Source organism: Nocardia sp. GTS18 (assembly GCF_013839555.1).
In the GTDB taxonomy this organism is placed as follows: Bacteria; Actinomycetota; Actinomycetes; order Mycobacteriales; family Mycobacteriaceae; genus Nocardia; species Nocardia rosealba.
On record NZ_JACBIU010000017.1, the window covers coordinates 59,319 to 73,197 of the forward strand.

Below are 13,879 nucleotides of genomic sequence, written 5' to 3' on the forward strand. Positions count from 1 at the left end.
CTGTTCGCTGCCACCGGGTCGGGTCAGGACATCGACGTGTTCAGGATCGGCGCGTCGGGCCGGGATTCCACGCGGAATTCGAGGCCGAAGTTGTCGAGGGTGAACGGCAAGGGTGTCGACGGATCGAGACGTGGGGTCGAGGTCAGCTCGAACCGCGCCGCGCGCAGTATTTCCCCGAGCAACGTACTGGTGACGAACAGCACCAGGTCCTGCCCGGGGCAGGCGGCGGGTCCGGCGCTGAACGGCACCAACTGCGGGTAGTCCTTCGCACGGCCGTCCAACCAGATGTCGGGAACGAAATCGTCGGCGAACGGAAGCGACCGCTGGTCACGATGGAACGCGACGGCGGCGATCAGCAGCGCCGCACCGGCCTCGGTGGTGAAACGCTCCTCGTCGTCGCGCCAGACGGTGTCCTCGGTGACGTCGCGCAGGATGAGCGGCGTCGTCGGCCACAGCCGCACCGATTCCAGGACACACGCCCGGAGGTAGGGGAGTGTCGCCGGGGTCGTGCCGTTCTGTGCCTCGGCGACGGCCGCGGCGCGCTGTTCGGGATGGGTGGCCAGCAATGCCACCGCGCGACTCAGTGCCATCCCCGCCGCATCGAAGGCGAACAGCCAATGCGGTACCTGGCCGACGGGATCCGTTGCACCGGAGGCGGATACATCGGTGAGCGCGCCGAGGAGGCTGTCTTCCTGCGCGGATTCGGCATAGCGGTAGAGGCTCTCGGAGAACTTCTCGCCCGAGCGACGGCGTTGTGGCACGAGAAATGACCAGTTGGCCGCCGAACGCAGCTGCCACAGCCGATCGGTGATGTCGTGGTCCTCGCGCGCAGAGGAGCCGAGGACCAGCCGACGGACCAGCCGCCACCACGCGGTGGTGAACTGTGCGGCGTCCAGCGTGCCGGTCGAGGAGGCCGCAGTCAGCATCCGGGCCGCTTCGTCGGCGACGACCTCGGCAAACGGGGTCGCCAGCCGGTGCAGCGGACGGCCGGTCTCGAGCGCGGCTTCGTTCACCGCCCGGCGCTCCTCGCGGATCGGGCCCTCCGAGATCAGGACACCGTGCGGCTGGAATTGGCGCAATGCGGCGCGCTTCTCCCGATTCGCCGGATCGAACGGCGACGGTGCTTGCCCCAGCACCCTGCCCACATCGGCGGGATCGGTCACCACGACCACCCGTCGACCGGGCAATACCAATTCCACCGGCCCCGAACCGAATTCGTCACGCAGCGAATACATCCGCCGGACGGCACGACTGTCCGCCTGCGTGCGTTCCAGTATTCCCATCATCCGGCGGCGACGGGCGATGACGCCCGCGGCGAATCCGGCGAACCCCAGGTCCGCCAGCGTCGCCGCCGCGCGGACACCTTTCAACCGATGACCCGGCATGTGACCTCCTGAGCAGCGGAATGCCGGCGTCGGTGTGCCGGCACGCGAGCTACTTGCGGTCATTCCACGCGAAGGACCGTCTAAACGACCCGCCCGATTCCGGGTGGAAACCGGGTACTACGCACGTGAGCCGAAGAACTCCGCTCTCGCGGCGTCGACACGTGCCTGTGCCTGGGCGGCGCCCTGGAAACTGACCGCGGCCGAACCGCCGCCTGCTAGCCCGAGGGCCAGCAGACCGCCGATCACCGAGAGAAGGTTCGGGTCGGGGAGGAGACCGGTGTCGCTGGTGGGTGTGACGTCGTGGGCGGGGACCGCCGGACTGCCGCCGGGTGCGGGAGCAGCGGGAGGATCGGCTGCTCCACCGGGGGCGGGTGCGGGGGCCGAGTCACCGCCGGAACCTGATCCGGCAGGTGGTGCGCCACCACTGCCTGGTGCGCCACCACCGGGCCCGCCGGCGCCGGGAGCGCCGCCGGATTCGCCCGCGTTCGGCTCAGGAGCCTCCGGCTGGGCAGGTGTGGGAGCGTCCGGGGCAGGGGCCGCAGGGGCGGATTGCGGGGCAGGGGCTTGTGGTTCAGGCGGGTTCTCGGGGTTGTTGCCTTGGTTGCCGCCGCCGTTGCCTTGGTTGCCGTTCCCGTTGCCGGGGTTCGGGTTGCCGTTGTTGCCTTGGTTCCCTCCGCCGTTGCCTTGATTGCCGTTTCCGCTACCGGGGTCCGGGTTGCCGTTGTTGCCTTGGTTCCCGCCCTCGTTGCCTTGATTACCGTTACCAGGGTCGGAGTTGCCCTGGTTGCCGCCGCCGTTGCCCTGGTTACCGTTGCCGCTTCCCGGGTCCGAGTTCCCGTTGCCTCCGCCGTTCCCGTGGTCTCCGGGTTCGGCGACGAACCGGATCGCGGGGCTGTCGGGAAATCGCGAGGTGTCCGTAGGGCCGAGCCCCGCGACGGCCACCTGGCCCCCGGGCGACGGTGTGGGCTGGGCAGCCGCGAGCCCGCAGTAACCGAGGAGCCCGAGAACACCCGCGGCCCCGGCTGCCACCGCGGTTCGTCTCATCCGACCGGCTGCCACTTGCCCTCCGTCCCGTCGCCCAAAGCCCACCACACACCATTGCGGTCGGATTCGGAGGGCCCGGCGTTACTGCTCCGACCGTCGATCGCTCCCGAGCCGACGATCGTCGACGCCGCCGAACGGGCGTCGGACCATCGGCGCGCTAGTAGGCGAAAGACAGCGGTTCGACGGGTTCGGCGCGGTGTCTGCCGCCACCGCTGCCGTCGTCGGGGCCGGAATCGTCGTGCTGCGACGTGGTCGAATCCGGCGCCGGGCCCGCGACGGTGTACCGGTGCATGAGGTAATACCAGACCACCGCGAGCGCACCGTAGAGCACGGTGAACACGATCAGTGAGAACAGCACGGTGCCCGGTGCGTGGTCCGAGACACCCTGGTCCACGGTCATGCGGATGGTGAGGTCGCCCGCGAGGTCGGGAACGACCACCCAGGGTTGGCGCCCCATCTCGGTGAACACCCAGCCCGCACTGTTGGCCAGGAACGGCGTCGGGATGGCGAGCAGGCTCAGCCAGGCGAACCAGCGCCGGTCGGGGGCGCGACCACCTCGGGTCGCCCAGAAACCGGCGAGCAGCAGCACCATCGGGCCGGCGAGCAGGCCGACCATGGTGCGGAACGACCAGTAGGTGACGAACAGATTCGGCCGGTAATTGCCCGGCCCGTATTGCTCGACATAGGAACGTTGCAGATCCTCGACGCCCTGCAAGGTCACGCCGGTGAACTGATCCTTGGCAAGGAACGACAGCACATACGGAACCTCGATCAGGTGCTCCACGCTGTCGCAGTTGTTGTGTGTGCCGACGGTGAGCACCGAGAACTTCGGGTCCGTCGCCGTGTGGCACAGCGATTCCGCCGAGGCCATCTTCATCGGCTGCTGATCGAACATGATCTTGCCCTGGATATCGCCCGTGAGTGCCACCACCACGATCGACGCCGCCACCACATACAGCGAACCGCGGGCCGCGGGACGCCAGAGCGTGGTGGCTTCGGACTGTTTCACCGCGTCACCGCTGCGCATATTGCGCACCATGAACCAGCCGCAGATACCGGCCACGAACACCGACGCGGTGAGGAACGCACCGGCGACCACATGCGGGAACGCCGCCAGCGTCGTGTTGTTGGTGAGCAACGTCCAGATGCTGTCCAGTTCGGCCCGGCCGGTCTCGGGATTGAATCGCGCACCGACCGGATGCTGCATGAACGAGTTGGCCGCGATGATGAAATAAGCCGACGCGTTCACCCCGATGGCCACCAACCAGATCGTGGCCAGGTGAACGAGTTTGGGCAGCCGGGACCAGCCGAAGATCCACAGTCCGATGAAGGTCGATTCGAGGAAGAAGGCGACCAACGCTTCCAAAGCCAAAGGGGCGCCGAAGATATCGCCGACGAAACGGGAGTACTCGCTCCAGTTCATCCCGAACTGGAACTCCTGCACGATGCCGGTGGCCACGCCGATCGCGAAATTGATCAGGAACAATCTGCCGAAGAATTTGGTGAGCCGATACCATTTCTCGTCGCCGGTGACGACCCACGCGGTCTGCATTCCCGCGACGATGGGAGCAAGACCGATGGTGAGCGGTACGAAGATGAAGTGATACACCGTGGTGATACCGAATTGCCACCTCGAGATATCGACGGTGCTCATCGCCAGCGTACTCATCGTCGGTCTCCTGCCGTCGTTATGAACTGTCGCCGAAGCAGACGCCTGTGCGCCGTTGTCCAGAGGAGCGTCGAACGTGGTGTTCTCGGCGGTCGGGGTTCAGGACCCGAGCGATACCGCTGCTTCGGAGGTCTCGACCAGGAAGGTGAAGGTCTCCTGGAAGTACAGCTGGACGGTCTCGGCGTCGTGGCTGAGGTAGCCGATGGAGAGGTCTTGGCCGATGGCGAGTTCGAAGTCGCCGCCGCGGGTGGTGAGGGCGAAACCGCCGGTGATGGCCGGTGCCCAGATGATCTCGCCGTCGATGAGGCGCTCGATGTGGGTGCGGATGGGGTGGCCGTGGTCGGAGGTTTCGCTGACCTTGGTGTAGAGGTCGGCGCTGAGCAGTACCGAATACGGTCCCTGGACACCGGCTAGGCGCAACTCGGTGAGGGCATGGGAAACGGCGTCGGGGATGTCGACCACATTGCCGGGCAGGGCGACGGGGGAGTTGGAGGCGGCGGCGCGGATGCCGGTGATGCCCGCGGCGGCATAGCCTTCGAAGATCGCGCGGTCTTCGGCGAAGGCGATCTTCTGGGCGGCGTCTTTGAGGTTGTCGAGGTCGGCGTCGGGGGCGCCGCGTTCGATGTCGTCGAGTTCGGAGCGCTGCAGGGTGAAGGGCACCCGCAGTTCCACGAGCGGCTGCACCACGCGCTGGTGTGCCTGCACACCGTCGTCGGGGGAGTCGGCCGGGGTGAGCCTGCCCCGATTGAGCGCCGAATAGGCCACACCTCGGGGGCCGGACACGTCGACGACCCGGCGTCCGGCGATATTGCGCTTGAACGTGCGGGTGGCTTCTTCTTCGATCTGTTTCCAGGCCTCGTCGGTGATCGGCGCGAGTTCGCGATGCAGGTTGTTCATTCAGTTACTCCCTTTCATGGACCCGATGGAGAGCGAACCGTCCGAGACCACCGGGGCCGCCTCGGCGGCAATGACCGGAGCGAACTCGGGAACGTCGATATCGGCGTCTTCGTCGGCGACGGATGAGGGTGCATCAGGCAGATCGCCGAGGAAATCGGCGGACGGAGCGAAGAACAGACTGCCGGTGACAGCGGTCGAGAAGTCGAGAATACGGTCGTAGGGGGCTTCGTCGGTGCCGAGGAACATGCGCTCGAGCATCTTCTCCGGTACGGACGGCGTGGCGCAATAGGCGATGTAGTACGTGCCCAGTCGGCCGTCTCCGACGGTGCCGAACGGCATATTCGCGCGCACGATATCGCGCTCAACCCCGTCGGCATCGACGATCGTGTTCATGGTGACATGGGAGCTGGGTGGCTTCACATCGTCGGGCAGTTCGTAATCGCTGAGTTTGGTCCGCCCGATGATGAGCTCCTGCTCCTCGATCGTCAGGGCATTCCATTCGTCGAGTGGGTGCAGGTACTTCTGCACGATCACGTAACTGCCACCGGCGAAGGCCGGATCCTCGTCGCCGACGAGAACTGCCGCCTCGGCCGCGCCGCCCTCCGGATTCGCGGTCCCGTCGACGAAGCCGAGCAGGTCGCGCTGTTCGAAATAGCGGAACCCCGATGTCTCGTCGACAACGGTCGCCGCGTCGCGCAGCCTGGTCGCGATCGCCATCGCCAATTCGTAACAGGTGCCCGTCATCTCGCTCCTGATGTGGAACAGCAGGTCGCCGGGGGTGGCGGGGCAGGAGTGCACCGGCCCGGCATAGCCGGGGAATTCGTGCAGCTCGGCGGGTACGGGACCGGTGAACAACCGGCCCCAGGCGCGGTGCCCGATACCGATGACACAGCTGAGGTTCTGATCCGGGGTGCGGAAACCGACCGACTTGCGCAGGTCGTCGACCTCGGCCAGGAGCTCGCGGACCGCAGCCTCACCGCCCTCATCGATGGTGGCGACGAGAAAGATCGCTGCCTGTGTGAGTGGAACGAGGACCCGCTGTGGCTCACCCATGGCGGTCAGCCTACGGCCCACCGATGTTCGGGATGTGCTTCATCGGTGCGTGTCAGGCAGTGTGTCCCCTTCGCCGGAATACGGCAATATCTGCCCCATGTTCGCTCGTCATACCAGCCGATCAGTTCTGCTCGTGCTCGGCGCGATCGCTGTGTTGTCCTTGGGCACCGGCACGGCCGGGCCCGGCTGGGGGCCGCTCGCCGGGCCGAATCCGTTTCTCGGACCGACGGGTACGGCGACCATGCACGGCGACGCGGGATCGTCGGACGCGGTGCCGCACGCGGGACCCGGGCCCGGCGCGCGAGGTATCGGCGGGTACCCACTCGGGGCGGCCTGCCCGACCCTGCTGCAGGGCGCCGACGGGCTCGTCGTGGCGCTGTGTACGGCGGTGGCCGATCGTGCGCCGGTAGTGCACTTGATCGACCCGTCCGCCGGGGGAATTCCGGATACCGGGTCGGCGATGTCCGGGTCGCTCGCACAGTTGACTTTGACCAAAGGTGGCCTGCTCGGCGGTGTGTACGCCTATCTCGACCACGCCGACCGGCTGGTCGTGGTCGACGGCAACCGCATGCTCCTGCGGATCGCCCACGAACGCGGCGCCAGGGGATGGGAATTGCGGGTGGTGGAAGCCGTCGACCTGACCACGGCCATTCCGGCGGACGACGGTGTCACCGGCCTGGTGCCCGACTGGTCGGGCACCGTGTGGTTCGCGACGGAGAACGGCATCGTCGGAACAGTCACCGCGGCAGGCGTGATCGCCACGCTGACTCTGCCAACCGAGGAGAAAGTGGCCAACAGCATCTCCTCCGCGCCGAGCGGCCGGGTAGCGGTCGCGACCACGCACGCGCTCTACGAATTCGGCACCGATGCTTCGGGCAAGCCGGTGCAGCTGTGGCGCGCGGCCTACGACCGGGGCCCGGCCCGTAAACCGGGGCAGCTGTCGTGGGGCACCGGGTCGACGCCGACGTATTTCGGCCCGGATACCGGCGCCGACTATCTCACCATCGTCGACAACGCCGCCGATCAGGTGAAGGTGCTCGTATTCCGTTCCGGCAGTGGCGAACTCGTCTGTACCCGGCCGGTGCTCACCGAAGGCGGTGCGGGCAGCGAGAATTCGCCGATCGGCATCGGCGGCTCGGTCTTCGTGGCCTCCACCTACGGTTATCCCTACCCGGCGGTGCCGGAGGGTGCGGGTCCGGCGCAACCCGCAACAGCGCCGTTCACCGGCGGCATGACGCGCGTCGACGTGGATCGCGACGGCTGCCGAACGGTTTGGGAGAACACGGCGCGCAGTGCCGCGGTACCGCACATCTCGACAGCGGACGGGCTGATCTACACGGTCACCCGCGACGGCATACCGAACACGACACCCCTCGACGCCTACTCGTTCACCGTCATCGATCCCGAGGACGGCGCAGTGGTGGGCCGAAACGACCTGCCACCCACCATGCTCGCCGACCCGCTGCAAACCTCGCCGTTGATCCTGCGCAACGGCGAGGTACTCCAGGGAGTAACCACCGGCATCGTCCGAATCGGTCGCTGAATTTCGTCGGTGACGGGCTTCAGGCCGAGCGGGTGATGGTGACCTTCACGTTCTTCATGATCGGCTGATCGCTTTGGGTGCTGATGTCGCCGATCGCGCACAACACATTGAGTTCGGGCATGTATCCGGCTGCGCAACCGCGGGGGATGTCGTAGGGGATGACCTTGTAGTTGTGGACCGACCGGGTGCTGCCGTCGCGGGCGATGCTGGTGATATCCACGTCGTCGAATTGCGACAGGCCGCGTTCGCGCATGTCGTCGTCGTTCATGAAAACGAGGGTGCGCAGATTCTTGATGCCGCGGTAGCGGTCGTTGTCGGAATAGATGGTGGTGTTCCACTGGTCGTGTGAACGCAGCGTCGCCAGGCGCAGAATGCCGGGCTCCTGGGTCAGGTCGGGCAGATCGGCGGAGGAGAACTCGGCTTTGCCCGAGGGCGTGAGGAAGATCAGTTCCCGGGCCGGTTGCTTGATGCGGAAGCCGAGCGGCAGACGCACTCGCCGGTTGAAATCCTCGAATCCGTCGAGCACCTGCGACATGGTGTCGCGGATGCGGTCGTAGTCGGCGACATAGTAGTCCCACGGCGTCTTGCTCTGTGGCAGCGCGGCTTTCGCGATTCCGGCGATGATGGCCGGTTCGGACAGCAGATGCCGGGAGGCAGGCTTCTTCATGCCCTTGGACAGGTGGACCATCGCCATCGAGTCCTCGACCGAAGTCCGCTGTTCCCCGCCGCGCTGGATGTCTTTTTCCGTGCGCCCCAGGCACGGCAGGATCAGAGCTTCGGTGCCGTGCACGAGGTGGCTGCGGTTGAGTTTGGTGCTCACCTGGATGGTGAGGTCGCATTTGCGCAGGGCTTCGTAGGTATAGGCGGTGTCGGGTGCGGCGAGCGCGAAATTGCCGCCCATCGCCATGAACACCTTCAGTTTCCCGGCCTGCATCGCCTCGATGGTGGCGACCACGTCGTAACCATCGGCGCGCGGTGAGGTGATGCCGCAGGCCGCGTCGAGCCGATCGAGGAACTGCGCCGCCGGCTTGTTGGCGATGCCGCAGGTGCGGTTGCCCTGCACATTGCTGTGCCCGCGCACCGGCGACGGCCCGGCACCCTCGCGCCCCAGGTTGCCGCGCAACAGCAGCACGTTCACGATCTCGCGAACGGTGTCGACGCCGTGCTCGTGCTGGGTTACCCCGAGGCACCAGCTGATGATGCTTCGATCGGCCTCGCAGTACACGCGCGCGGCCTTACGGACATCGTCCTCGCTGAGACCGGACTGCTCCTCGATCGTCGACCAGGGCGTGGCCTCGACGACGGCGCGGTATTCCTCGAAGCCGTGGGTGTGCCGCTCGATGAACTGGTGATCGAGCGCCTTGGGATCGGATTCGGATTCCTCGAACACGGCCTTGGCGATGCCACGCATCAGGGCGAAGTCACCGCCGATGCGCGGCTGCAGGTTCAGTGTCGAGGTATCGGTCGTGCGGAACGTCGCCATCCGCAGGATCTCGTGCGGGATGATCGTGCGGGTCGCACCGGCTTCGACGAGCGGGTTGATGTGCACGATCTGCGCGCCCCGCCGGTCGGCCTCGGCGAGGGCGGTCAGCATGCGTGGTGCGTTGGAGGCGGCGTTGACGCCGAGGATGAACAGCGCGTCGGTGGTTTCCCAGTCCTCGAGGTCGCAGGTGCCCTTACCGGTGCCGAGGGCGGCTTGGAGCGCACGTCCACTCGCCTCGTGGCACATGTTCGAGCAGTCGGGCAGATTGTTGGTGCCGAGCTCCCGGGCCATCAGCTGATAGAGGAACGTCGCCTCGTTGCCGAGCCGGCCCGAGGTGTAGTAGGCCGCCAGATTCGCGTCGTCGAGTTCACGTAAAGCCTTGCCCGCCATCTCGAACGCGTCGGCCCAGCTGATCGGGACGTAATGGTCGGTGACCGGGTCGTAGCGCATCGGCTCGGTGAGCCTGCCCTGATTCTCCAGGTCGTGTTCGCTCCAGGTGGACAGTTCCGCCACCGAATGCTCGGCGAAGAATTCCCGTGTCACCCGTTTGTGCGTCATCTCCCACGTGACATGTTTGATGCCGTTCTCACAGATGTCGAGATGAATGCCCTTGATCGAATCGGGCCACGCGCACCCCGGGCAGTCGAAACCACCGTTCTCGTGATTCATCTTCATGATGGCGCGGGTGCCGAGCAGCGGCTCTTTCTCCTGGCCGATCATGAATTCGGTGACCGCCTTCGCGGCGCCCCAACCGGCGGCCGGATGGTGGTACGGCTTGAATTCGGGGGTCGCCGCGCGGTCGCGAGCACCGCTCGGGCCGTCGTCGGGGTCGAACTCTCCAAACGCATCGGTCATGACAGTCCCTTCGACGATTGCGAAGCCGGTCTTCCCGTCCGCCGGAATTCTCTCCCCGGAGAGCCACGATTCGAGGTAGGCGGGCCGTCACTATCGTCGCCGTTGCGCGCGGCCATGGCCAAGATCGACTTCCGACTGCTCGATAGGTGTGGCTTATCGTCGCCGCGTACGCCGTGAATTCGCCCGATGTGCCCGATTTCGGCCGGTTGACGCCCCCGCAGCGATTCATGCACCGTGGTCCGACGGGCGTGCCCGCGACCGACCCTCGGAGGAATCTTGCGCACCATGCTGAACCAGGCGCGCGCGGTGTTTCGGCGATTCGTCACCGAGATCGATCATCTGCCCGCCGCCCGCGTCTTCGTCGGCTTGGCGATCCCCGGTCTGATGCTCGTCGCCGCCGGACGCACCGACCTGCTCATCTACGCGGTATTCGGCTCCTTCACCGGCATGTACGGGTTCGCCGAAGCGCCGAGGCAACGACTCGCCCACCAGTGCGAGGCCGCCGTGATGCTGGTCGGCGCGGTGGGGGCGGGCATTCTGCTCGGTCGGCTGCACGCTCCGCCCGCGGTGCTGGTCGCGGCCGTCGCCGTGTTCGCCGCGGTGGCTTCGCCGGTCACCGACCGGCTCGGGTTGCGACCGGAGGGCCCGTTCTTCGGGATCTTCGCTTTCGGCGCGATCGCGATGGTGGCCGACACCCAGCGTCATCCGGTCACCGCGCTGCTGGTCTGCGCCGGCACCGCGATCCTGTGCGTCGCCGTCGGATACCTGGAGTCCACCCGCAGGGTGCGGCGCGGTACGGCCACCGACGTGCCGACCCGGTGTCCACCGCACCGCCGTGGCATCGACTCGACGACCCAGGCGGGCCGCTACGCATTGGCGATCTCGGTGTCCGGCGGCATCGGTCTGCTGCTCGGTGTCGGGCATGCCAACTGGGCCATGGCCGGTGCGGCCGTGCCGTTGGCGGCGGCGACCTCACGCGACCGGATGACCAGGGGGATGCACCGGGTGATCGGCACCTTCCTCGGCCTGCTCGTGGCGACACCGCTGCTGATCCCGGGACCGAGCCCGGCGGTGCTCGGGCTCGCGATCATCGCGCTGCTGTATCCGACCGAGCTGTTCATGGCCCGCCACTACGCGCTGGCGCTCGGCTTCTTCACCCCGCTGATCATGGCGATGACCGAGCTCGCCGACCCGACCGATCCGCTCACCATGCTCACCGAGCGCGGTCTCGACACGGTGATCGGCGTGGCCGTGGGATTAGCTGTCGCATTGCTGATCCGGGATCCGGCCCCGCATACTGTCGTCATGGGACCGAACCCGGACAAGGCGCTCGAGATCGCCCCGGCGCGTAATGCGGCGGCCGACGCCCGAGACAACTAGGCAGACGTGCTCTTCCGTCAGCTCGAATACTTCGTGGCGCTCGCCAGGGAACGTCACTTCGCCCGTGCGGCCAAGTCCTGCTACGTATCCCAACCCGCGCTGTCCGAAGCGCTGCGCAAACTCGAGCACGAGCTCGGCGTGCCGCTGGTCCGGCGGGGACATACCTTCGAGGGGCTCACCCCGGAAGGGGAGCGGCTGGTCCTGTGGGCCCGGCGGATCCTGGCCGACCGCGACGCGCTCGAACACGAAGTCGCCGCCCTGCAAACCGGTTTGACCGGTGAATTGCGGATCGGTGTGATTCCGGCGGCGTCGAGCACCGTCGCCCTGCTCACCGACCCGTTCTGCGTCGAACATCCGCTGGTTCGGGTGCGGCTGGAAACCAAACTGCGCTCACTCGACATCGTCGAGCGCATCCGCCGGTACGAACTCGACGCGGGCATCATCTACGCGCAAGGGATCGATACCGGCGGGCTCACCCGCACCCCGCTCTACACCGAACGGCACGTGCTGCTCGCAGGCACCGAACTCCTGGCGGGACGCACCGGAACGATCACCTGGGCCGAGGCGCTGGAAATGCCGATGTGCCTGCTGCACAAGGAAATGCGGGGACGACAGCTCCTCGACGAGGCGCTCGCCGGGCACGGACTGCGCGCTACGCCGCAGGTCGAGACCGATTCCGTGGTCGCGTTGCTCGCGCATGTGAGCACCGGTCGCTGGGCGTGTGTCGTGCCGCAGCCCTGGCTGCGAACCTTGCCCGCGCCCGCCGGAGTTCGGGCACTCGCTCTCGCCGACCCGGTCGTCTCCGCCGAGATCGTGCTGGTCACGGCGGCGGGGGAGCCCGGCTCGGTACTGGCCAGGGCGCTGGTCACGACCGCTGGCGCCGCCGACCTGGACGCTGTGCTCGGCGAGCCCGCACCGGGCTGACCGACGATCACGCGATCGTCGAGGACCGTTGGGTACGCTGCACCGCCATGAGCAGTCCGTTGCTGTTGTCGGCGGTCACCCGCCTGCTCGGTTCTGTCGTGCTCGGTGCCGCGGCGGGAGCGGCCGTCGGTATCGGCAGCGGACCGGCACTCGGTGTGCTGACCTGTATCGCCACCGCCGCGTCGATTTTCGTCGTGGCCGGCTGGTTCGTGCTCTGGCCGATGGATGCCGAGCGGACCAGATCCAATGCCCGGCGCGAGGACTTCCAGCCGTTGATCGAGGAGACGTCGGTCGTCGTCGCCGCGCTCAGTGGGCTCGTCGCCATCGTCCTCATCCTCGTGCTCGGCAGATCCGCGCAAGGCCATATCGCGGCCGCGACGGCCCTGGGCGGAGTGTTCGCGGCATGGGCGGCCGTGCACCTGATGTACGTCGCCCGCTATGCCTACCTCTACTACGAAACGCCAACGGGCGGAATCGATTTCAATTCCGACGCACCGCCTGCCTATCGGGACTTCTTCTATTTCAGCTACAACCTCGGCATGACCTATCAGGTCTCCGACACCAACGTCACGAAGGCGGGGATCCGCTCCATCGTGCTCCGGCACTGTCTGCTGTCCTACGCCTTCGGCACCGTCATCCTCGCGACGACGATCAACCTGGTCGCGGGCATCGTCAGCGAATGAGCATCCGATGGCGGTGGTCCGTCGCCAGTCGCTGCGCACCGGCGTAGACGTTCATCGAATCGCCGCGCAGGAACCCGACCAGGGTCAACCCGTTGTCGGCAGCGAGGTCCACCGCCAGCGACGACGGTGCGGATACCGCCGCCAATACCGGAATGCCCGCCATGAGCGCCTTCTGTACCAGTTCGAAGGATGCCCGTCCGCTCACCATCAGAACGGTTTCGCGCAACGGCAGCAGTGCGGCCCGCACGGCGGCGCCGATCACCTTGTCGACCGCGTTGTGTCTGCCGACGTCCTCACGCAGGTACAGCATCGATCCGTCGGCGGTGAACAGTCCGGCCGCGTGCAATCCGCCGGTGGTGTCGAACACCTTCTGCGCGTCGCGAAGCCGGTCCGGCAGGGTCGCCAGGAGTTCGGGCGGGCAGCGCACGGGATCGTCTGCCACCGACCAGGTCGCAGCGGTGCGCACCGCATCGAGGCTGGCTTTGCCGCACAGTCCGCAGGAGGACGTGGTGTAGAAGTTGCGTTCCAGCGACGGGTCAGGGGCGGCGACACCGGGTGCCAGGACCACGTCGACGATGTTGTAGGTGTTGGTGCCCTCGGCGGTCGCGCCCGCGCAGTAGCGGATGCCGGCGATCTGATCCGGCGATCGAACGACCCCCTCGCTCACCAGAAAGCCTGCCGCGAGGTCGAAATCGTTTCCTGGCGTCCGCATGGTCACGGTCAGCGGGCGGCCGCCCACCCGGATCTCGAGGGGTTCCTCGCTCACCAGGGTGTCGGGACGTTCGCTGTGGACGCCGTCCCTGATGCGCAGCACAGGTCGTCGCACGGTCACTCGTCCCACTGTGTTCTCCGCTTCTCTGGTCGGATCGCAGGCACTGCTCACCGACAGTCAAGGGTGCCGGGCGATCCGCGTCAAAGTCGCCTCTCCGATCGGTCGACAACCGTGACTTATCGTCCCCGGAC

Annotated in this window: 11 protein-coding genes; 4 read left to right on the forward strand and 7 right to left on the reverse strand. The window is 66.9% G+C overall.

The genetic code is table 11. The features are described from left to right. Nucleotides 1-23: 23 nt before the first annotated feature. From HYG95_RS15685 to HYG95_RS15705, 5 genes are all read right to left on the reverse strand, one after another. Nucleotides 24-1,385 carry a cytochrome P450 gene (locus HYG95_RS15685; protein WP_181698667.1) on the reverse strand — a complete coding sequence of 454 codons (1,362 nt, stop codon included), beginning with the start codon at nt 1,383-1,385 and terminating at the stop codon, nt 24-26. Nucleotides 1,386-1,502: 117 nt separating this feature from the next. Then, nucleotides 1,503-2,429, reverse strand: coding sequence for a hypothetical protein (locus HYG95_RS15690; RefSeq protein WP_220139479.1), 927 nt, complete (start codon nt 2,427-2,429; stop codon nt 1,503-1,505). Nucleotides 2,430-2,586: 157 nt separating this feature from the next. Further along, on the reverse strand, nt 2,587-4,083 hold the full coding sequence (locus HYG95_RS15695; RefSeq protein WP_181698692.1) for a cytochrome ubiquinol oxidase subunit I: 1,497 nt from the start codon (nt 4,081-4,083) through the stop codon (nt 2,587-2,589). 114 nt (nt 4,084-4,197) lie between these two features. Next, complete coding sequence (locus HYG95_RS15700; RefSeq protein WP_181698669.1) at nt 4,198-4,995, reverse strand: family 1 encapsulin nanocompartment shell protein; 798 nt, start codon at nt 4,993-4,995, stop codon at nt 4,198-4,200. Next, complete coding sequence (locus tag HYG95_RS15705) at nt 4,996-6,048, reverse strand: Dyp-type peroxidase (RefSeq protein WP_181698670.1); 1,053 nt, start codon at nt 6,046-6,048, stop codon at nt 4,996-4,998. 97 nt (nt 6,049-6,145) lie between these two features. Here HYG95_RS15705 and HYG95_RS15710 point away from each other — a divergent pair, with 97 nt between their 5' ends. After that, nucleotides 6,146-7,591: a hypothetical protein gene (locus HYG95_RS15710; protein ID WP_181698671.1), complete on the forward strand. Its 1,446-nt coding sequence runs from the start codon at nt 6,146-6,148 to the stop codon at nt 7,589-7,591. Between the two features lie 19 nt (nt 7,592-7,610). Here the strand turns inward: HYG95_RS15710 and HYG95_RS15715 are convergent, their stop codons facing one another. Further along, nucleotides 7,611-9,929 carry an FdhF/YdeP family oxidoreductase gene (locus HYG95_RS15715; RefSeq protein ID WP_181698672.1) on the reverse strand — a complete coding sequence of 773 codons (2,319 nt, stop codon included), beginning with the start codon at nt 9,927-9,929 and terminating at the stop codon, nt 7,611-7,613. Between the two features lie 285 nt (nt 9,930-10,214). On the opposite strand from HYG95_RS15715, the gene HYG95_RS15720 reads away from it, so the two are divergent. The 3 genes from HYG95_RS15720 to HYG95_RS15730 are packed head-to-tail and all read left to right on the forward strand — an operon-like array spanning nt 10,215 to nt 12,916. Further along, a complete protein-coding gene (locus HYG95_RS15720; RefSeq protein WP_181698693.1) occupies nt 10,215-11,309 on the forward strand; it encodes an FUSC family protein in 1,095 nt (364 codons plus the stop codon). A 6-nt stretch (nt 11,310-11,315) separates the two neighbouring features. Beyond that, entirely contained in the window at nt 11,316-12,233 is a 918-nt protein-coding gene (locus HYG95_RS15725; protein WP_181698673.1) for a LysR family transcriptional regulator, read from the forward strand. 47 nt (nt 12,234-12,280) lie between these two features. Next, on the forward strand, nt 12,281-12,916 hold the full coding sequence (locus HYG95_RS15730) for a DUF1345 domain-containing protein (RefSeq protein WP_181698674.1): 636 nt from the start codon (nt 12,281-12,283) through the stop codon (nt 12,914-12,916). Here the strand turns inward: HYG95_RS15730 and fdhD are convergent. Next, complete coding sequence (gene fdhD / locus HYG95_RS15735) at nt 12,906-13,757, reverse strand: formate dehydrogenase accessory sulfurtransferase FdhD (RefSeq protein ID WP_181698675.1); 852 nt, start codon at nt 13,755-13,757, stop codon at nt 12,906-12,908. The two genes, HYG95_RS15730 and fdhD, sit on opposite strands and share 11 nt — an antisense overlap. Between the last annotated feature and the right edge of the window lie 122 nt (nt 13,758-13,879).

Bases quoted from the DNA above. Each gene is read 5' to 3' on its own strand.
- HYG95_RS15690 (WP_220139479.1), bottom strand. From the start codon at position 2,429: ATGAGACGAACCGCGGTGGCAGCCGGGGCCGCGGGTGTTCTCGGGCTC.
- HYG95_RS15715 (WP_181698672.1), bottom strand. From the start codon at position 9,929: ATGACCGATGCGTTTGGAGAGTTCGACCCCGACGACGGCCCGAGCGGT.
- HYG95_RS15720 (WP_181698693.1), top strand. From the start codon at position 10,215: ATGCTGAACCAGGCGCGCGCGGTGTTTCGGCGATTCGTCACCGAGATC.
- HYG95_RS15705 (WP_181698670.1), bottom strand. From the start codon at position 6,048: ATGGGTGAGCCACAGCGGGTCCTCGTTCCACTCACACAGGCAGCGATC.
- HYG95_RS15685 (WP_181698667.1), bottom strand. From the start codon at position 1,385: ATGCCGGGTCATCGGTTGAAAGGTGTCCGCGCGGCGGCGACGCTGGCG.
- HYG95_RS15710 (WP_181698671.1), top strand. From the start codon at position 6,146: ATGTTCGCTCGTCATACCAGCCGATCAGTTCTGCTCGTGCTCGGCGCG.
- HYG95_RS15695 (WP_181698692.1), bottom strand. From the start codon at position 4,083: ATGAGCACCGTCGATATCTCGAGGTGGCAATTCGGTATCACCACGGTG.
- HYG95_RS15730 (WP_181698674.1), top strand. From the start codon at position 12,281: ATGAGCAGTCCGTTGCTGTTGTCGGCGGTCACCCGCCTGCTCGGTTCT.
- HYG95_RS15700 (WP_181698669.1), bottom strand. From the start codon at position 4,995: ATGAACAACCTGCATCGCGAACTCGCGCCGATCACCGACGAGGCCTGG.